Source organism: Streptomyces sp. NPDC018610 (assembly GCF_044391765.1).
In the GTDB taxonomy this organism is placed as follows: Bacteria; Actinomycetota; Actinomycetes; order Streptomycetales; family Streptomycetaceae; genus Streptomyces.
The window spans coordinates 363,667-382,080 of sequence record NZ_JBISAL010000001.1 but is presented as its reverse complement, the minus strand read 5'-3'; the positions used below and the strand labels follow the sequence as shown (position 1 = coordinate 382,080).

Sequence of the window (18,414 nt, the reverse complement as noted above, 5' to 3'; positions counted from 1 at the left end):
CTCTCACCCGCGCAGCACCAGCGCCTGGCCCGCCACCACCAGCAGCACCTGCTCGCACTCGGCGGCGAACGCCGCGTTGAGGCGGCCGAGTTCGTCGCGGTAGCGGCGGCCCGAGGCGGTGGCCGGGACGATGCCCGAGCCGACCTCGTTGGAGACGGCGACCACGGTCCGGGAGGTGGCCCGGACGGCGGCCGTCAGCGCGGCCACCCGCTCCCGCAGGGCGCGCTCGCCGCCGTCGGCCCACTCGGCGTCGTCCCACGCGCCGACGGAGTCCATCGCGTCCGTCAGCCACAGCGACAGGCAGTCCACGAGCAGCGGCGGACCGTCCTCGGCCAGCAGGGGCACCAGGTCGCACGTCTCGGCCGTACGCCACGAGCCCGGCCGTCGCTCCCGGTGCGCGGCGACCCGGCCCGCCCACTCGGTGTCCCCGCCCCGGGTGCCGCCCGTCGCGACGTACAGCACGCCGGGGAAGGACTCCAGCCGCCGTTCCGCCTCCACCGACTTGCCCGACCGCGCACCGCCGAGCACCAGCGTGCGCCGGGGCACGTCCGGCACCTCCTCGTACCCGCCGACCGCCAGCGTCGTGCCGTCCGGCACGGCCCGCGCGCCCGCGGCGGCCAGCCGTCTGCCCACCTCCGCCCCCGGCGGCACGTCGTGGTCCAGGTGGACGGCGACGACGTCCGTGGCCGGGCCCACCGCGCCGACCGCCCGCAGCTTGGCCAGCGCGTCCGGCCGGCCCACGACGTCCGCGAGCACCATGTCGTACGCCGGGGCCGAGTCCTCCTCCAGACCCGCGGGGGCGCCGCCCGGCGGCAGGTACAGCAGCCGCAGCCCGTCCGGCGCGGTCACCGCGTACCCGGTGCCCGGCGCGTCCATCGCCACCGCCCGCACCCGATGCCCCGTCAGCAGTGCCAGCTCCCGCCCGTCCGGCACCCGGCCGGGCTGCGGCAGCCCGGCCGGCACCTCGACGGCCGGCCCGTCGTGCGGGTGGGTCAGCAGCACCTGGGCCACCCCGCTCAGCGAGCACCCGGCCCGCGCCGCGGCGAGCGCCGCGCCCGGCGTCAGGTCCAGCAGCAGCGCCCCGTCCACGAGCAGCGAGGTCGCCGCCCGCGCGTCCGCGCCGAGCGCCGTCGCGCAGGCCGCGCAGGGGCAGTGGGGGCGGGGGAATCCCGCGGGGGCACCGGTGCCGAGCAGAGTCACGTCCACGGACCCGATTTTCCCGGGTCGCCGCGGGTCTTGCGCATCCGGCTAGGCTGCGGGCAGGAGCCGGACCATGATCCGGCATCCGCTGTGCAGTGTGCTCACATCAGGGAGGCGTACATGGCGGCATGGACGTGGCGGTTCGAGACGGCCGACGGGACGGAGGTCCAGCCCGCGGTGCAGCCGGAGGAGTTCACCACGCAGGGCGACGCCGAGTCCTGGATCGGCGAGAACTGGAAGGCCCTGGCGGACGGCGGCGCGGACCAGGTGCGGCTGTTCGAGGACGCGGCGGAGATCTACGGCCCGATGAGCCTGCACGCCGACAGCGCCGAGGCGTAAGAGCTGCGAACAGAGGTGGCCCCGGCGGGCGGCGCCCGGCACGCGCCCTCGCAAGGCGCCGGACACCGCCCGCTGATCGGAACCCACTTCTGTTCGCAGCTCCGAGCGCCGGCAGGCGGGGGCAGCGGCGGGCCGGCGCCGGTCACCGGCCCGCCCCTGCCCCTCGCCTCACTGCTCGCCCAGCGTCACGTCCACCGTCTGCCGCCGGCCGTCGCGGGTGAAGGTCACCTTGGTCCGCGCGCCGGGCCGGTCGGCCGCCAGCGCCTCGGACAGCGAGGTGATCGTCGTGATGTCCGTGTCGCCCAGCCGGGTGATGATGTCCCCGGGCCGGATGCCCGCCTCGTCCGCGGGGCCGCCCGGCCGCACGACGACGACGGCGACCCCGGCGGGCTGGTAGTCGGCGTCGACGACCGTGCGGCCGGTGATGCCGAGCGCGGCCCGGCCGGAGTCGACGACCTTGCCGTACTTCACGATCTGCCCGGCGATCGTGCCCACCATCGACGCCGGGATCGCGAAGCCGATGCCGGGCGCCGCGCTGCCGCCGAGCTGGGGATCGGTGGCGGCGAGCGTGGGGATGCCGATGACCTGGCCGTCCAGGTTCACCAGCGCGCCCCCGCTGTTGCCCGGGTTGATCGCGGCCGAGGTCTGCACCATGTTGGCGATCGTCGCCCCCGTGCCGCCGCCGCCGCTGCCCTCGCTGACGGTGCGTCCGGTGGCCGACACGATCCCCTGGGTCACGCTGGAGGACAGCCCGAGCGGCGAGCCCATGGCCAGCACGATCTGCCCGACCTCGACCTTCTCCGAGTCGCCGAGGGAGGCGGGCTTCAGCCCGTGCGGCACCTTGTCCAGCTTGACCACCGCGAGATCCTGCTCCGGGTAGGAGTAGACGAGGGTGGCGGTGAACGTCCCCTCGCTGCCCGCCGTGGTCACGCGGAAGCGCTTCTCGTTCCCGACGACGTGCGCGTTGGTGACGATGTGGCCCTTGTCGTCGTACACGACCCCGGACCCCAGGTCGTTGCTGCCCTGGATCTGCACCACGGAGGGCAGCACGTCCCGGATCACCCGGAGGTAGTCGTCCTGCAGCGCGTTCGCGGACCGGGGCGCGACCGCCTGCCGGCCCCCGGAGACGTCCTCCGCGCCCGCCGTCGCGTCACCGCTGGCGGAAGCCGCCTTCTTCGGCGACGACGAGCCGCTGCACCCGGACAGCAGCGCGGCACAGCAGAGCAGGGCGACGAGCGGACCGGTCGACCGGAAGAGGCGGCCCCGGCCAAGGAAGACGTCCATGACCCGAGTCTGTCCCCGCCCCCGCCTCCCGTCCCGCACAGCTCACCCGAACGTGCGGCGACGGGGCGGATGCGAGCACCAGCGTCTCAGGCCGGGGGCAGCTGCGGGGCTGCACGACCGGGCGGCGGAGAGTGCGGCGGAGTCGCGGGGCACGGCCGGGTGGCGGAGTGCGGCGGAGTCGCGGGGCACGGCCAGGTGGCGGAGTGCGGGGGGCGGGGCTCGGCGCACGCGACGTGTGCGTGGCGCCCGGTACGGTCCGCGCGCGGGAAGTGCGCATGAGCGCCTGGCGCGGCCCGGCGCGCGGAAAGGGCGCGTGGGCGGCCCCGAGGGGGCGCGCGGAGAGGGCGCGGGCGGGCTCGCCGAGGTGCGGCGCGGGTGGTCGCGGGTGGTGCGGGGCGGTCGGGTCAGCCGCGTACGCCGCACAGGTGCAGCAGGGCCGCCACCGTGCGGTAGGGGTCCGTCCGCCCGGCGCGTTCCTCGGCGGCCAGCAGGGTGTCCAGGTCGGCCGGCGGCTCCTGGCCGTCCGCCGCCGTGTCGGTGAAGACCCGCACCCCGTACCAGGTGTGCAGCGGCGCTCCGATGCCGGCCAGCGTCGCCGTCAGGTCGGCCAGGCGGTCCGCACGTACGTCCAGGCCCAGCCGGTTGCGGTAGGCCGTCGTTCCGAACGCGGACAGCGCTCCCGCCCAGTCCCCGGACAGCCCCGGCCGCAGGGCCAGCGCGTCGCCGTTGCGCACCAGCAGCGACAGCAGGCCGCCCGGCGCGAGCATCCGCGCGAGCCCGGCGAGCAGCGCGTCCGGCTCCTCCACGTACATCAGCACGCCGTGGCACAGCACGACGTCGAAGCTGCCCGGCAGGAAGTGCACGCCGGTGTCCTGGCCGTCGCCCTCGACGATCCGCATCCGCGCCCGGATGCCCTCCGGCTCGCCGGCCAGCGCCGTGCGCGCCGCGGCGATCATCTTCTCGTCGCGCTCCAGACCGGTCACCTGGTGACCGGCCCGCGCGAGCCGCAGCGCCTGCGTGCCCTGGCCCATCCCGACGTCGAGCACCCGCAGCCGCTGCCCGACCGGGAACCGCCCGGCTATCTGCTCCTCCAGCTGCCGGGCGACCAGCTCCTGCCGTACGACGTCGCGCAGCCCGCCCAGCTTGTCCAGCCAGGCGTTCGCCGCGCCCCCGGAGAAAGCGGTCGTGCTCAGGGCCGCTCGCCCCTCTTGACCTGCGGCTTCGGCAGCCTCAGCCGGCGCATCTGCAGCGAGCGCATCAGACCGTAGGCGACCGCGCCCTTGGTGTTCTGGCCCGGGAAGCGCTCGGCGAGCCGCTTCCTGAGCCGGAAGCCGCTGAGGACCGAGTCCAGCACGATCAGGACGATCACCACGAGCCACAGCAGCAGCGCGACCTGCTGCATGTAGCCCACCCGCACCATGGTCAGCACCAGGATGACCACCGCCATCGGCAGGAAGAACTCCGCGATGTTGAACCGCGAGTCGATGAAGTCGCGGGCGAACCGGCGCACCGGCCCCTTGTCGCGGGCCGGGAGGTAGCGCTCGTCGCCGTTGGCCAGCGCCTGGCGCTGGCGCTCCATCGCGACGCGGCGCTCCTCACGCTGTCGCTTGGCGGCGTCCTTGCGGTTCGTCGGCGTGGTGGCGACGCTGCGTCGCTGGGACTGGGCCTCACTCCGCTTCGGCGTCGGGCGGCCCTTGGGGGCCTGCGGGTCACGGGACTGCTTGGAGATGCTCACCGGCGCCTTGTCGGCGGCCGGGGCCTTCTCTTCCTTGGCACGGCTACGGAACACAAATCCCAAGGGTAAGGGCTTGACCCGCATGGACCACAGCCCGGCCGGGAACGATCCGGCAACACCGGTCGTCTGAAGGAGGACAGGGGGACGGCGCGCCCGCGGCACTCCGGGGGCCCCGGGGGTCACCTACTCCCTGGGCCGGAGCGGCGGCGGACGCAGTCGTCCTTGGGGATGACCGCATCCGCGTCCGAACAGTGCGGTAATGGATGCAGGGCCCGTACTGTGGGTTCTGTCGCAGGAGCTGTGAGCTGGAAGTCCGTCAGAAGGGGGCGCGCGAAGCCCATGAGCGGTGTCATGAAGCGTATGGGGATGATCTTCCGCGCGAAGGCGAACAAGGCCCTTGACCGGGCCGAGGACCCGCGCGAGACCCTCGATTACTCGTACCAGAAGCAGCTGGAGCTGCTGCAGAAGGTCCGCCGCGGCGTCGCCGACGTCGCGACCAGCCGCAAGCGCCTCGAACTCCAGCTGAACCAGCTGCAGCAGCAGTCCTCCAAGCTGGAGGACCAGGGCCGCAAGGCGCTGGCGCTCGGCCGCGAGGACCTGGCCCGCGAGGCCCTGTCCCGCCGTGCCGCGCTCCAGCAGCAGGTGACGGACCTGGAGACGCAGCACTCCACCCTCCAGGGCGAGGAGGAGAAGCTCACCCTGGCGGCCCAGCGCCTGCAGGCCAAGGTGGACGCCTTCCGGACCAAGAAGGAGACCATCAAGGCGACCTACACCGCCGCCCAGGCGCAGACCCGGATCGGCGAGGCGTTCTCCGGCATCTCCGAGGAGATGGGCGACGTCGGCCTCGCCATCCAGCGCGCCGAGGACAAGACCCAGCAGCTCCAGGCCCGGGCCGGCGCGATCGACGAGCTGCTCGCCTCCGGCGCCCTCGACGACCCCTCCGGCATGGCCAAGGACGACATCGCGGCCGAGCTGGACCGCCTCTCCGGTGGTACGGATGTGGAGCTGGAGCTGCAGCGCATGAAGGCCGAGCTGGCCGGCGGCGCCCCGCAGCAGGCCATCGAGGGTGGCCAGAACCAGGCGCAGCCCCAGCAGCAGCCGCAGGACACCCCCCGCTTCGACAAGCAGTAGACGAGCACCGAGGGCGGGTGCAGCACACACATCACCGACAGCCGGGGCCCACGCCGCCGAGGAGGGCGACATGATCGTACGGATCATGGGGGAGGGACAGGTGAGGCTGGCCGACAGCCACCTCGCCGAACTCGACAAGCTGGACGACGAGCTCCTGTCCGAGATGGAGAAGGGTGACGGCCCCGGCTTCCGCCGCACCCTGAGCGCCCTCCTCGACAGGGTCCGCACCCTGGGCGACCCGCTCCCGGACGACTCCCTCGAACCGTCCGAGCTGATCCTCCCGTCCCCGGAGGCCACCCTGGAGGAGGTGCGGGAGCTGCTGAGCGACGACGGGCTGATCCCGGGGTGAGGCACGGCGCCTCCTGACGCGGGGTGCTCAGGCGGCGCCCCTCCGCACAGGGGCCCGGAGCCCCGGCACACCTCCGAGCGCCGCCGCCTCGCGCGACGGCACCCCGCCTCGACGGCACCCCGCCTCGACGGCGCCCGGCCTCGCGCGACGGCGCCTAGTCCTGCGCGACAGCGCCGAGCCGAGCGCGACCGCGCCGACCCCTGCGCGACCGCGCTGACCCCTGCGCGACGGCGCCGAGCCGAGCGCAACGGCACCCGGCGACCAGGCCCGAGCCCGGCGGCGACCCCGTACGGTTGACGACCGTGACCCCCCTCGACCGCGCCCGCTGCCGCCTGAGCGCACACCCCTTCGCGCTGGACGCGGCCCTCGCGGCCGGGGTCCTGGGCTGTATGGTGGCCGGTTCCTTCGTCGACCCGAGCGGAGCGCACGGCGTCAGCTGGGCCGTGCGCCGGCCGGAACCGCTGAGCCTGGTCCTGATGGCGCTCGGCGCCGCCGCGCTCGTCCTGCGCCGCCGCACCCCGCGCACCGTCCTCGCCGTCACCGGCGCCGTCTCGCTGATCGAGTGCGTCACCGGGGACCCGCGCGCCCCCGTCGCCATGTCGGCCGTCATCGCCCTGTTCACGGTCGCCGCCGCCACCGACCGCACCACCACCTGGCGCCTCGGCCTGTCCACGATGATCGTGCTGACCGGCGCGGCCATGTTCGCCGGGCCGCTGCCCTGGTACGCGCAGGAGAATCTCGGCATCTTCGCCTGGACCGGCATGGCCGCCGCCGGCGGCGACGCCGTGCGCAGCCGACGCGCCTTCGTCCGGGCCATGCGCGAGCGCGCCGAACGCGCCGAGCGCACCCGCGAGGAGGAGGCGCGCCGCCGGGTCGCCGAGGAGCGGCTGCGCATCGCCCGCGACCTGCACGACGTCGTCGCCCACCACATCGCCCTGGTCAACGTGCAGGCCGGGGTCGCCGCCCACGTCATGGACAAGCGTCCCGACCAGGCCAAGGAGGCGCTGGCCCACGTCCGCGAGGCGGGCCGGTCCGCGCTGAACGAGCTGCGGGCCACCGTCGGGCTGCTCAGGCAGTCCGACGACCCCGAGGCCCCCACCGAGCCGGCCCCCGGCCTGGACCGCCTCGACGAACTCGTCGGCACCTTCCGCAGCGCCGGCCTGCACGTCGAGGTCGCCCGCGCCGACGACGGCACGACCCTGCCCGCCGCCGTCGACCTGGCCGCGTACCGCGTCGTCCAGGAGGCCCTGACCAACGTGCAGAAACACGCCGGCACGGGCGCCAGGGCCGAGGTCAGCGTCGTACGCGTCGGCCCGGACGTCGAGATCACCGTGCTCGACGACGGCGCGGGCGACGCCGACGCTCCCGCGCCCCTCGGCGGCCCCGGTTCCGGCGGGGGGACCGCGCCCGGTGACGGTCCGGCGTCCGGCGGCGGCCACGGGCTGCTCGGGATGCGCGAGCGGGTCACCGCCCTCGGCGGCGTCCTCACCACCGGCCCCCGCTACGGCGGCGGCTTCCGCGTCCATGCGATCCTTCCCGCGACGACCCGCACCCGTACCCGCACGCCCGCCCCGGGGGATGCCGCATGACGATCCGCGTCCTGCTCGCCGACGACCAGGCCCTGCTGCGCAGCGCCTTCCGCGTGCTCGTCGACTCCGAGCCCGACATGGAGGTGGTCGGCGAGGCGTCCGAGGGCGCCGAGGCGGTGCGCCTGGCCGGGGAGCGGCGCGCCGACGTCGTCCTCATGGACATCCGCATGCCGGGCACCGACGGCCTCGCCGCCACCCGCCTGATCAGCGCCGATCCCGCGCTCGCGCACGTCCGCACGGTCATCCTGACCACCTTCGAGGTCGACGACTACGTCGTGCAGGCGCTGCGCGCGGGCGCCTCCGGCTTCCTCGGCAAGGGCAGCGAACCGGAGGAGCTGCTCAGCGCCATCCGGATCGCCGCGCAGGGCGACGCGCTGCTGTCCCCGGTCGCCACCAAGGGGCTGATCGCCCGCTTCCTCGCCCAGGGCGACGGCGACGACGGCCGCGACCCGGCCCGCTCCGACCGGCTGGACGCGCTGACCGTGCGCGAGCGCGAGGTCCTCGTCCAGGTCGCCGGAGGACACTCCAACGACGAGATCGCCGAACGCCTGGAGGTCAGCCCGCTGACCGTCAAGACGCACGTGAACCGGGCCATGTCCAAGCTCGGCGCCCGCGACCGGGCCCAGCTCGTGGTCATCGCCTACGAGTCCGGGCTGGTCCGCCCGAGGGTGGAGTGAGTGAGCGAGTCCCGTCCACCCAGGGTCTTTCGTTCGGGTCGGGCCGGGCCCGCGAGCCCGGCATGAACCAGGCGAAAGACCCTGGGTACGCCCGCGGGTGGAGCGGCCTTCGGGCGGGTGTACTGCGCCCGGAGTAGGAGCGCCGTAAGGAAATGGACCAGGGGGCTACGAGACGGCCCCCGCCGATGACCCAGGGTGTAGGGGTGGGCGCGGCGTGCGCGCCCGTGCCGCTGCTCCGCTCACCGCCGCTCACAGAAGAGAGACCCTGACCGATGTCCTGGTTGTCCAGGTTCAGCCTCGCGCAACGGGCCCTGATCGGACTGATGTCCGTCGTCGCGCTCGTCTTCGGGGCGATCGCCATACCCCAGCTCAAGCAGCAGCTGCTGCCCACCATCGAGCTGCCCATCGTGTCCGTGCTCGCGCCCTACCAGGGGGCGTCCCCGGACGTGGTGGAGAAGCAGGTCGTCGAGCCCCTGGAGAACAACCTCAAGGCCGTCGACGGCATCACCGGCGTCACCTCCACCGCCAGTGAGGGCAGCGCCGTGATCACGGCCTCCTTCGACTACGGCAACAACACCCAGCAGCTCGTCGCCGACGTCCAGCAGGCCGTCAACCGGTCCCGCCCGCAGCTGCCGGACGACGTCGAACCGCAGGTCATCGCTGGTTCGACCGACGACATCCCCACCGTCGTCCTGGCCGTCACCTCCGGCAAGGACCAGCAGGCGCTGGCCGACCAGCTCGACAAGACGGTCGTGCCGGAGCTGAAGAACATCGACGGAGTCGGTCAGGTCACCGTCGACGGCGTACGGGACCTCCAGGTCACCGTCACCCCCGACGACAAGAAGCTCGCCGCGGCCCACCTCACCTCCGCCGCGCTGACCCAGGCGCTGCAGGCGGGCGGCGCCACCGTCCCGGCCGGCTCCTTCGACGAGGGCGGCGCCAATCGCACCGTCCAGGTCGGCGGCGGCTTCACCTCGCTGCGCCAGATCGAGGACCTGATGGTCACCGGTCAGGGCGAGGCGGCGAAGAAGCCCGTCCGCCTCGGTGACGTGGCGACCGTGAAGCAGGAGGCGGCCAAGGCCGACTCCATCACCCGCACCGACGGCCGGCCGAGCCTGGCCGTCGCGGTCACCATGGACCACGGCGGCAGCGCGGTCGCCATCTCCGACGCCGTCACGGACAAGCTGCCCGACCTGCGCGCGGCCCTCGGCGACGACACGAAGATCACCACGGTCAGCGACCAGGGCCCGGCCGTCGCCAAGTCCATCGACGGCCTGACCACCGAGGGCGCGCTCGGTCTGCTCTTCGCGGTCCTCGTCATCCTCGTCTTCCTGGCCTCGGTCCGCTCCACGCTGGTCACCGCGGTGTCCATCCCGCTCTCCGTGGTGCTGGCGCTGATCGTGCTGTGGACGCGCGACCTGTCGCTGAACATGCTGACGCTGGGCGCGCTGACCATCGCCATCGGCCGCGTCGTCGACGACTCGATCGTGGTCCTGGAGAACATCAAGCGGCACCTGGGCTACGGCGAGGAGCGGCGCGAGGCCATCCTGAACGCGGTGCGCGAGGTGGCCGGCGCGGTCACCTCCTCCACGCTCACCACGGTCGCCGTCTTCCTGCCGATCGGCCTGGTCGGCGGCATGGTGGGCGAGCTGTTCGGCCCCTTCAGCCTCACCGTGACCGCTGCCCTGCTGGCGTCGCTGCTGGTGTCGCTGACCGTGGTGCCGGTGTTGTCGTTCTGGTTCCTGCGCGCGCCCAAGGGCACGCCCGCCGAGGCCGAGGAGGCCCGCCGCCGGGCCGAGGAGAAGGAGGCGAACAGCCGCCTGACGCGCTTCTACGTGCCCGTCCTGCGCTTCGCCACCCGGCGCCGGCTGACCAGCGTGCTGATCGCGGTCGTCGTGCTGATCGGCACGTTCGGCATGACGCCGCTGTTGAAGACGAACTTCTTCGACTCCGGCGACCAGAAGGTGCTGAGCGTCAAGCAGCAGCTCAAGCCGGGCACCAGCCTGGCGGCGACCGACGCCGGGGCGCGGAAGGTCGAGAAGCTGCTCGCCGGCACCGAGGGCGTCAAGGACTACCAGGTCACGGTCGGCTCGTCCGGCTTCATGGCTGCTTTCGGCGGCTCCACGGACTCCAACCACGCCTCGTACCAGGTGATGCTGGAGGACTCGGCCTCCGCCGACGACGTCCGCGCGCACATCGAGGACGGCCTGCACAAGCTGTCCGGCATCGGCACCACCACGGTCAACGCAGGCGACGGCTTCGGCGACCAGGACCTGAAGGTGGTCGTCAAGGCGTCCGACGCGACCGCGCTGCGCACCGCGGCCGAGCAGGTCCGCAGGACCGTCGCCGGCCTGGACGACGTCACCGACGTCACCAGCGACCTGTCGCAGAGCGTGCCGCGCATCTCCGTGCGCGCCAACGCCGAGGCGGCCGCCGCGGGATTCACCGACCAGACCCTCGGCCTGGCCGTCGCCCAGTCGGTGCGGGGCACCACCGCCGCCAAGGCGGTCCTGGACGACACCGAGCGCGACGTCGTCATCCGGTCGGCGAAGCCGGCCGAGACGCTGGCGCAGCTGAAGAACCTGCGCCTGGGTCCGGTGAAGCTGAGCGACGTGGCCACCGTCGAGCTGGTCGACGGGCCGGTGTCGATGACCCGGATCGACGGTCAGCGCGCGGCGACCGTCACCGCCAAGCCGACCGGGGACAACACCGGCGCGGTCAGCACCGAGCTCCAGTCGAAGATCAAGGCGCTGAAGCTGCCGGCGGGCGCGACGGCCGAGATCGGCGGCGTCACCTCCGACCAGGACGACGCGTTCAAGAACCTCGGCCTGGCGATGCTCGCGGCGATCGCGATCGTGTTCATGCTGCTGGTCGCCACGTTCCGGTCGCTGGCCCAGCCGCTGATCCTGCTGGTGTCCATCCCGTTCGCGGCCACCGGCGCGCTCGGCCTGCTGATCGCCACCGGCACCCCGATGGGCGTGCCCGCGATGATCGGCATGCTGATGCTGATCGGCATCGTGGTGACGAACGCGATCGTGCTGATCGACCTCATCAACCAGTACCGCAAGCAGGGCCACGGCATCGTGGAGGCGGTCGTCGAGGGCGGCCGGCACCGTCTGCGCCCCATCCTCATGACGGCGCTGGCGACCATCTTCGCCCTGCTCCCGATGGCCCTGGGCGTCACCGGCGAGGGCGGCTTCATCGCCCAGCCGCTGGCGGTGGTCGTGATCGGCGGCCTGATCACGTCGACCCTGCTGACCCTGCTGCTGGTCCCGACCCTCTACGCCATGCTGGAGCTCCGCAAGGAGCGCCGCGCGAAGAAGCGCGCGGCGAAGCGGGCCACGAAGCCCGAGGACCGGGACCAGGATCTGGAGCCCGCGGGCGTCTGACCCGGCACGGACGGGAACGGCCGGGTCTCCTCGGGGAGACCCGGCCGTTCCCGTTGCCGCCGGCGGGCGGGGACATGGCGGCGCCCCGGCCGCCGGTGGGGCGGGCCGGGGCGCCGTGGCCGGGCGGAGCCGCTACGGCAGCGCCAGCATTCGTTCCAGGGCCAGCTTGGCGAAGGCCTCGGTCTCCTTGTCGACCTCGATGCGGTTGACCAGATTGCCCTCGGCCAGGGACTCCAGGGTCCAGACCAGGTGCGGCAGGTCGATGCGGTTCATGGTCGAGCAGAAGCAGACCGTCCGGTCGAGGAAGACGATCTCCTTGCCCTCGGGAGCGAAACGGTTCGCCAGGCGGCGTACCAGGTTCAGCTCGGTGCCGATGGCCCACTTGGAGCCGGCCGGGGCCGCCTCCAGCGTCTTGATGATGTGCTCGGTCGAGCCGACGTGGTCCGCGGCGGCGACCACCTCGTGCTTGCACTCCGGGTGCACCAGGACGTTCACGCCGGGGATCCGCGCCCGCACGTCCTCGACCGACTCCAGGCTGAAGCGGCCGTGCACCGAGCAGTGGCCACGCCACAGGATCATCTTCGCGGCGCGCAGTTCCTCGGCGGTCAGTCCGCCGTTCGGCCGGTGCGGGTTGTAGACGACGCAGTCGTCGAGGGACATGCCCATGTCCCGCACCGCCGTGTTGCGGCCCAGGTGCTGGTCGGGCAGGAACAGCACCTTCTCGCCCTGCTCGAAGGCCCAGTCCAGAGCGCGCTTCGCGTTCGAGGACGTGCAGATGGTGCCGCCGTGCTTGCCGGTGAACGCCTTGATGTCGGCCGAGGAGTTCATGTACGACACCGGCACGACCTGCTCGGCCACGCCGGCCTCGGTCAGCACGTCCCAGCACTCGGCGACCTGCTCGGCCGTCGCCATGTCGGCCATGGAGCAGCCGGCGGCCAGGTCCGGCAGGACCACCTTCTGCTCGTCGCTCGTCAGGATGTCGGCGGACTCCGCCATGAAGTGGACACCGCAGAACACGATGTACTCGGCGTCCGGCCGCGCGGCGGCGTCGCGGGCCAGCTTGAAGGAGTCGCCCGTGACGTCGGCGAACTGGATGACCTCGTCACGCTGGTAGTGGTGGCCGAGGACGAAGACCTTGTCCCCGAGCTTCTCCTTGGCCGCGCGGGCGCGCGCCACCAGATCGGGGTCGGACGGGGAGGGCAGCTCGCCGGGGCAGTCGACGCCGCGCTCGCTCCTCGGGTCGGCCTCGCGGCCGAGCAGCAGCAGGGCGAGCGGCGTCGGCTGGACGTCGAGCTCCTGGGGCTGGGCGGTGGTCACGACACGCACCCTTTCTACTTTTCGTCGAATTGACGTTATCTATCATAACCGGTTCACGTCACTTTGACGATGTCCATTGCGTCGATGTGACGTGAATCCCGACACCTCACCGTCGGCCGCTGTTGTCGCGTTCGTCGCATCGGGGCGTCCGGTCCGTGCGGCCCTGTCGGCCGCCCTGCGCATGTGCGAGCATGAAGTGGACGAGCATGGACACGTGAGAAGGCAAGTGCTCGGCCCGGAATGAATCCGCGGCCTCGCCGGTTGCACTCGTCGGCAAGCAGTCTCCGTACAACCCGGGAGAGATGTAGATGTCCGTATCGGACGAGACCAGCACCGTCACCGACGGCATCGTTCTGACCGACGCCGCCGCGTCCAAGGTCAAGGCCCTGCTCGACCAGGAAGGCCGTGACGACCTCGCCCTGCGCGTCGCCGTCCAGCCCGGCGGCTGCTCCGGCCTGCGCTACCAGCTCTTCTTCGACGAGCGCTCCCTCGACGGCGACGTCGTCAAGGACTTCGGCGGCGTCAAGGTCGTCACCGACCGCATGAGCGCCCCCTACCTGGGCGGCGCCACCGTCGACTTCGTGGACACCATCGAGAAGCAGGGCTTCACGATCGACAACCCGAACGCGACCGGTTCCTGCGCCTGCGGCGACTCCTTCAGCTGACCCGGCCCGGACGCGCGAGCGTCCCACCGGGACGGAACTGACGGAAGGCGGCGGCCCCCTCGGGGGGACCGCCGCCTTTCCGCATGCGCGCCGCCTTTCCGCATGCGCCGCCTACCGCACCGGCTGTCCCTTGTTCGCGTGCGGCGCGTCGGTCACGTGGGCGGCGGGCCGCTCCAGCGGGACGGGATCCCCGTCCGTCCCGACCACCTTCCGGTCGCCGAGCGGCCGCTCCAGCCGCACCGTGCGGTGGTACACCCTGGCGATCGCGATGCACACCCGGTCCGGCCACCGCGTCTCGGTCACCGTGACCGTCACCCGGTCGGAGGCCTCCCGCGCCGTCGCCTCGTACTCCGAGCACACCCCGCCCTCGAAGGTCACCGTCAGCCCGTCGCCCCGCGCGCCGTACGCCGTCACCGGCACGTCCCGCGTGACAGGGGCGGCGGTGGCCGAGCCGCTCGGCCTCGGCTCCGGCCGCCCGGACGGCGCCGCCGACGACGGGGCCGACGAGGCCAGGTACCGCGGGTCGACGGCCGGGTACGCCACCGTGAAGTCGTCCTGCCCGGCCGCTCCGCGCACCTGGAACAGCCACGACGGCACCAGCGTCCGCCGCCCCCCGGAGGTGCGCGACGCCAGCCCGAACACCGCCTTGTCCACGGTCAGCGCCTCACTCGGGGCGGCGCTCTGGGAGGGCGACGTGCCGCACGGCGCCTCCAGCCGGTCCTTTAGCGGCACCGGACTCGCGCAGCCGCCGATGCCCATCCGGTGGTCGGTCCGCGGCGCCGCGTTCATCAGGTCCAGCGTCCGGTCCGCGCTCAGCACCGGATACGCGTCCCCCTTCACCGGCGTCTTCAGCAGCCCGCTGCCGCCGACCAGTTCGCCCCGCACACCGACGACCAGGTCCGTCGTCCACCCGTAGGTGGGCAGACCGCCCACCCGCGGATCGGCCGTCACCGCCCGCTGGGCGCCCATGACACGGCTCGCGTCCACCTTCGCGTCGCCCTGGCCCACCGCCGCGAGCACCGGCGCCGCCGCCTCCTCGGCCGCCGCCACGCTCACCGCGTGGGCGGCGGGAGCGGCCGGATCGTGCACGCACGTCACGCCCTTGCAGTCGTCGGTGCCCGGGGTGTACCGGCTGAACGTCCAGGCCCCCGGCGCCTGACGGTCCACCCGGAGCACCGGCCCCGTCCCGTCCTTCGCGGCCCCGACCCGCCAGTTCCGCCCGTCGGACACGGGCGCGCCCTCGACGCCGAGCGCCTTCGCCAGCCGGGCCACCTCGTCCCGGGCGACCTCGCCCCGCGCCGTGTACACCGGCGCCGAACCGGGCCCGGCGGGCAGCGGGCCGGCCGCCCGGTAGGCGGTGCCGTACGGATTCGGTTCGCCGGGCGCGATGCCGCCGGTGCCGCCGCCCGCACCGGCGACGGAGTACCCGTCGAGGACGAGCGGTGGGGGAGTGCCGGTCCCGCCGGTCGCCGCGGACTCCGCAGGGCCGTCCGGGGCGCCGGCGGCGAGATACGCCCCGCCGCCCCCCACCAGCAGCACGGCGGCGGCCACCGAGACCGCCATCAGCGGACCGCGCCCCCACCGGGAGCGCCCGGCGCCCTCCGGACGCGCCGCCTCCGCCTCCGAGGTCTCCTCGCCGGTGCCCGCGGCCTCGGCCGGGTCGTCGTGGTCGGGTCGCTCGGTGTTCACCGCATCGCTCCTTCGGCTGCCGTACATCCCCGGACCGACCCCCTCCCGGTCCCTGTGGAAGTGATCGGCCGAGGAGTCGTATCCCGCATCCCCCGAACGGGGGACGGCGATGGGACGCGGCGGGGGAGCGCCCGGTTCCCCGCTCCGCGCCGGCGGCTCAGTCGCCGTACTCCGCCATGGCGTCCAGCAGCCGGGCGGCGGAGGCCGGCACGGACACGCCGTGGATGCGCGACGGCGACACCGGCCGGGCCGCACGGCGGTCGGGAGCCGCCCAGTGGGGGACCATCCGGGCGCAGTCCCCGCGCAGCGCGGCCAGATCCGCGTCCTGATCGGCCGGAACGGGGGCAGCATGGACGTCGAGGTTCGTCATGGGCGAACCGTAAGCACGTACCAGTCGTCCGGGAAAGATCTACTATCGGGTAGTTTCCACCGCTTCAGTGCCCCGCACGGAGCGGGTAGCGTGAAGTGTCCATCAGGGTCTTGCGTTCGGATCGGGCCGGGTCAGGGAGCGGTGCCAGGTACGCGAGCCCGGCATGATCCGAACGAGAGACCCCAGCCCTCCGTCGCCGCCGCCCTTCCCAGGAGCGCTGAGCGCGCCCCGTCCAGTCGCAGGAGAGTCCACGCCGTGCGCATCGCTGTCACCGGCTCCATCGCCACCGACCACCTCATGACCTTCCCCGGCCGCTTCGCCGACCAGCTGGTCGCGGACCAGCTGCACACGGTCTCGCTCTCCTTCCTGGTCGACCAGCTGGACGTGCGGCGCGGCGGCGTCGGCGCCAACATCGCCTTCGGCATGGGCCAGCTCGGCACCACCCCGGTCCTGGTGGGCGCCGCCGGCCCCGACTTCGGCGAGTACCGCGACTGGCTGGACCGGCACGGCGTCGACACCGCCTCGGTCCGCATCTCCGAGACCCTGCACACCGCCCGCTTCGTGTGCACCACCGACGCCGACCACAACCAGATCGGCTCCTTCTACACCGGCGCGATGAGCGAGGCCCGCCTCATCGAGCTGAAGACCGTCGCGGACCGCGTCGGCGGCCTGGACCTGGTGCTCATCGGCGCCGACGACCCGGAGGCGATGCTGCGGCACACCGAGGAGTGCCGTTCGCGCTCCATCCCGTTCGCCGCCGACTTCTCCCAGCAGATCGCCCGGATGGACGGCGAGGAGATCCGGATACTGCTGGACGGCGCCACGTACCTGTTCTCCAACGAGTACGAGAAGGGCCTCATCGAGACCAAGACCGGCTGGAGCGACGCCGAGATCCTCGACCGCGTCGGCCACCGGGTGACCACCCTCGGCGCCCGCGGCGTCCGCATCGAACGCGCGGGCGAGGAAGCGATCGAGGTCGGCTGCCCGGACGAGGAGCGCAAGGCCGACCCGACCGGCGTCGGCGACGCCTTCCGCGCCGGCTTCCTCTCCGGCCTCGCCTGGGGCGTGGACCACGAGCGCGCCGCCCAGGTCGGCTGCATGCTCGCCACCCTGGTCATCGAGACCGTCGGCACCCAGGAGTACCAGCTGCGCCGCGCCCACTTCATGGAGCGCTTCACCAAGGCGTACGGCGACGACGCGGCCCGCGAGGTCCGCGCCCACCTCGCCTGACCGGTCGGCGGTCCCTCAGGAGAGCCGGCGGACGACGTAGGCCGAGCCCTCGTCCGCCGGCTCCTCGCCGACGTACTCCTGCCCGCGCATCTCGCACCACGCCGGGATGTCCAGCCGCGCCGCCTCGTCGTCGGCCAGGACCCGCACCGTGCCGCCGACGGACACGTTCCCGATGACCTTGGCCAGCTCGATCACCGGGATCGGGCAGCGCTTGCCGAGCGCGTCCAGCACCAGCTCCCGCTCGCGCACCGCGGCCGTCGGCGCGGGCGCCCCGAGCTTGTCGCGCACCCCCGCCACCACCCCGGGCAGCACCGCGAGGAAGCGCTCGACGTCCTCCTCCCGCGTCCCCGGCGGCAGCGACACCCGCACGTTGCCCTCGCTCAGCACCCCCATCGCCCGCAGCACATGGCTGGGCGTCAGCGTGCCGCTGGTGCAGGAGGAACCCGAGGAGACCGCGAAGCCCTCCCGGTCCAGCCCGTGCAGCAGCGCCTCGCCGTCGACGTAGAGACAGGAGAAGGTGACGATCCCCGGCAGCCGCCGTGCCGGATCGCCCACCACCTCCACGTCCGGCACCAGCTCCGGCACCCGTACCCGGATCCGCTCCGTCAACTCCCGCAGCCGCGCCGCCTCCCCGGCCGCCTCGGCGCGCACCGCCCGCAGCGAGGCCGCCGCCGCCACGACGGCCGGGATGTTCTCGAAGCCGGACGCCCGGCCCGACTCCCGTTCGTCGGCCGGCCCCCGCACCGCGAACCGCACGCCCTTGCGCACCACGAGCAGCCCGACCCCCGACGGCCCGCCCCACTTGTGCGCGCTCGCCGCCAGCAGCGACCAGTCGCCCGCCACCGGCCCCCAGCCCAGCGACTGGGCCGCGTCCACCAGCAACGGCACCCCCGCCGCCCGGCACACCTCGGCCACCTCCGCCACCGGCTGCGCGGTGCCGACCTCGTGGTTGGCCGACTGCAGACAGGCCAGCGCGGTGCCGGCGCGCAGCGCCCCGGCGTAGGACGCGACGGCCACCGCGCCCCGGCGGTCCACCGGGACCCGGGTGACCGAACCGCCCTCCGCCTCGTGCGCCTCGGCCGAATGGAGCACCGAGGAGTGTTCGACGGCTGACACGATCAGGTGATCCCCGACGCGGCGCCGGCCGGCCAGCGCCCCCGCGATCCCCGAGTGCACGGCCCGCGTGCCCGAGGAGGTGAACGTCAGCTCGTCGGCCCGGCACCCCACCGCCTCCGCCGCGGCCTCGCGCGCCGCGTCCAGCAGCAGACGTGCCCGCCGCCCCTCCTTGTGGAGACGGGCGGGATCGGCCCATCCCTCGTCGAGGGCGGCGAGAAGCGCCTGCCGGGCGACGGGATGCAGGGGAGTGCCGGAAGCGGCGTCGAAATAGACCACACGCCCACGCTAAGCGCCCCGGAGGCGCGCGGGAAACCGCGCGAGGCGCCCCCGCCCG

Annotated in this window: 16 protein-coding genes; 8 read left to right on the top strand and 8 right to left on the bottom strand. The window is 73.6% G+C overall.

What is annotated here, in order from left to right; genetic code table 11:
* Positions 1-3 precede the first annotated feature (3 nt).
* Positions 4-1,206 (bottom strand): bifunctional adenosylcobinamide kinase/adenosylcobinamide-phosphate guanylyltransferase, encoded by a 1,203-nt coding sequence (locus tag ACH5A8_RS01700; RefSeq protein WP_398996832.1) that lies wholly within the window; start codon positions 1,204-1,206, stop codon positions 4-6.
* A 114-nt stretch (positions 1,207-1,320) separates the two neighbouring features.
* Here ACH5A8_RS01700 and ACH5A8_RS01695 point away from each other — a divergent pair, with 114 nt between their 5' ends.
* The gene (locus ACH5A8_RS01695; RefSeq protein WP_398996830.1) at positions 1,321-1,539 is read left to right on the top strand and encodes a hypothetical protein; all 219 of its coding nucleotides are present in this window, start codon (positions 1,321-1,323) and stop codon (positions 1,537-1,539) included.
* 168 nt (positions 1,540-1,707) lie between these two features.
* Here the strand turns inward: ACH5A8_RS01695 and ACH5A8_RS01690 are convergent, their stop codons facing one another.
* The 3 genes from ACH5A8_RS01690 to ACH5A8_RS01680 all read right to left on the bottom strand — a co-directional run bounded on the left by ACH5A8_RS01690 (position 1,708) and on the right by ACH5A8_RS01680 (position 4,642).
* On the bottom strand, positions 1,708-2,823 hold the full coding sequence (locus tag ACH5A8_RS01690; protein WP_398996829.1) for a S1C family serine protease: 1,116 nt from the start codon (positions 2,821-2,823) through the stop codon (positions 1,708-1,710).
* Positions 2,824-3,227: 404 nt separating this feature from the next.
* Positions 3,228-3,932, bottom strand: a complete 705-nt coding sequence (locus ACH5A8_RS01685; RefSeq protein ID WP_398998203.1) for a class I SAM-dependent methyltransferase — start codon at positions 3,930-3,932, stop codon at positions 3,228-3,230.
* An 80-nt stretch (positions 3,933-4,012) separates the two neighbouring features.
* Entirely contained in the window at positions 4,013-4,642 is a 630-nt protein-coding gene (locus tag ACH5A8_RS01680; RefSeq protein ID WP_398996828.1) for a DUF3043 domain-containing protein, read from the bottom strand.
* Between the two features lie 255 nt (positions 4,643-4,897).
* Between ACH5A8_RS01680 and ACH5A8_RS01675 the strand changes: the two genes are divergently transcribed.
* The 5 genes from ACH5A8_RS01675 (at position 4,898) to ACH5A8_RS01655 (ending at position 11,693) form a co-directional block, all read left to right on the top strand.
* Positions 4,898-5,689, top strand: coding sequence for a PspA/IM30 family protein (locus ACH5A8_RS01675; protein ID WP_398996827.1), 792 nt, complete (start codon positions 4,898-4,900; stop codon positions 5,687-5,689).
* Positions 5,690-5,759: 70 nt separating this feature from the next.
* Positions 5,760-6,038, top strand: coding sequence for a hypothetical protein (locus tag ACH5A8_RS01670; protein ID WP_398996825.1), 279 nt, complete (start codon positions 5,760-5,762; stop codon positions 6,036-6,038).
* 302 nt (positions 6,039-6,340) lie between these two features.
* Entirely contained in the window at positions 6,341-7,627 is a 1,287-nt protein-coding gene (locus ACH5A8_RS01665; RefSeq protein ID WP_398996823.1) for a sensor histidine kinase, read from the top strand.
* The gene (locus ACH5A8_RS01660; protein ID WP_398996821.1) at positions 7,624-8,304 is read left to right on the top strand and encodes a response regulator; all 681 of its coding nucleotides are present in this window, start codon (positions 7,624-7,626) and stop codon (positions 8,302-8,304) included. Before ACH5A8_RS01665 ends, ACH5A8_RS01660 begins: the two co-directional genes overlap by 4 nt.
* A gap of 272 nt (positions 8,305-8,576) precedes the next feature.
* Positions 8,577-11,693 carry an efflux RND transporter permease subunit gene (locus tag ACH5A8_RS01655; protein WP_398996819.1) on the top strand — a complete coding sequence of 1,039 codons (3,117 nt, stop codon included), beginning with the start codon at positions 8,577-8,579 and terminating at the stop codon, positions 11,691-11,693.
* A 132-nt stretch (positions 11,694-11,825) separates the two neighbouring features.
* Here ACH5A8_RS01655 and nadA read toward each other — a convergent pair whose 3' ends face one another.
* A complete protein-coding gene (gene nadA / locus ACH5A8_RS01650; protein WP_398996817.1) occupies positions 11,826-13,010 on the bottom strand; it encodes a quinolinate synthase NadA in 1,185 nt (394 codons plus the stop codon).
* Between the two features lie 308 nt (positions 13,011-13,318).
* Here nadA and erpA point away from each other — a divergent pair, with 308 nt between their 5' ends.
* The gene (gene erpA / locus ACH5A8_RS01645; protein WP_062702780.1) at positions 13,319-13,675 is read left to right on the top strand and encodes an iron-sulfur cluster insertion protein ErpA; all 357 of its coding nucleotides are present in this window, start codon (positions 13,319-13,321) and stop codon (positions 13,673-13,675) included.
* A 111-nt stretch (positions 13,676-13,786) separates the two neighbouring features.
* Here the strand turns inward: erpA and ACH5A8_RS01640 are convergent, their stop codons facing one another.
* Positions 13,787-15,364 (bottom strand): hypothetical protein, encoded by a 1,578-nt coding sequence (locus tag ACH5A8_RS01640; protein ID WP_398996816.1) that lies wholly within the window; start codon positions 15,362-15,364, stop codon positions 13,787-13,789.
* A gap of 157 nt (positions 15,365-15,521) precedes the next feature.
* Positions 15,522-15,734 carry a hypothetical protein gene (locus ACH5A8_RS01635; RefSeq protein ID WP_398996814.1) on the bottom strand — a complete coding sequence of 71 codons (213 nt, stop codon included), beginning with the start codon at positions 15,732-15,734 and terminating at the stop codon, positions 15,522-15,524.
* 255 nt (positions 15,735-15,989) lie between these two features.
* Here ACH5A8_RS01635 and ACH5A8_RS01630 point away from each other — a divergent pair, with 255 nt between their 5' ends.
* A complete protein-coding gene (locus tag ACH5A8_RS01630; protein WP_398996813.1) occupies positions 15,990-16,964 on the top strand; it encodes a carbohydrate kinase family protein in 975 nt (324 codons plus the stop codon).
* A gap of 15 nt (positions 16,965-16,979) precedes the next feature.
* On the opposite strand, the gene ACH5A8_RS01625 is transcribed toward ACH5A8_RS01630, so the two are convergent.
* Positions 16,980-18,356, bottom strand: coding sequence for a cysteine desulfurase/sulfurtransferase TusA family protein (locus ACH5A8_RS01625; RefSeq protein ID WP_398996811.1), 1,377 nt, complete (start codon positions 18,354-18,356; stop codon positions 16,980-16,982).
* Positions 18,357-18,414 lie beyond the last annotated feature (58 nt).

Excerpts from the sequence above, each read along its gene's own strand:
- ACH5A8_RS01655 (WP_398996819.1), top strand. The coding sequence starts at position 8,577 with ATGTCCTGGTTGTCCAGGTTCAGCCTCGCGCAACGGGCCCTGATCGGA.
- ACH5A8_RS01670 (WP_398996825.1), top strand. The coding sequence starts at position 5,760 with ATGATCGTACGGATCATGGGGGAGGGACAGGTGAGGCTGGCCGACAGC.
- erpA (WP_062702780.1), top strand. The coding sequence starts at position 13,319 with ATGTCCGTATCGGACGAGACCAGCACCGTCACCGACGGCATCGTTCTG.
- ACH5A8_RS01680 (WP_398996828.1), bottom strand. The coding sequence starts at position 4,642 with ATGCGGGTCAAGCCCTTACCCTTGGGATTTGTGTTCCGTAGCCGTGCC.
- ACH5A8_RS01635 (WP_398996814.1), bottom strand. The coding sequence starts at position 15,734 with ATGACGAACCTCGACGTCCATGCTGCCCCCGTTCCGGCCGATCAGGAC.
- ACH5A8_RS01690 (WP_398996829.1), bottom strand. The coding sequence starts at position 2,823 with ATGGACGTCTTCCTTGGCCGGGGCCGCCTCTTCCGGTCGACCGGTCCG.
- ACH5A8_RS01660 (WP_398996821.1), top strand. The coding sequence starts at position 7,624 with ATGACGATCCGCGTCCTGCTCGCCGACGACCAGGCCCTGCTGCGCAGC.
- ACH5A8_RS01675 (WP_398996827.1), top strand. The coding sequence starts at position 4,898 with ATGAGCGGTGTCATGAAGCGTATGGGGATGATCTTCCGCGCGAAGGCG.
- ACH5A8_RS01695 (WP_398996830.1), top strand. The coding sequence starts at position 1,321 with ATGGCGGCATGGACGTGGCGGTTCGAGACGGCCGACGGGACGGAGGTC.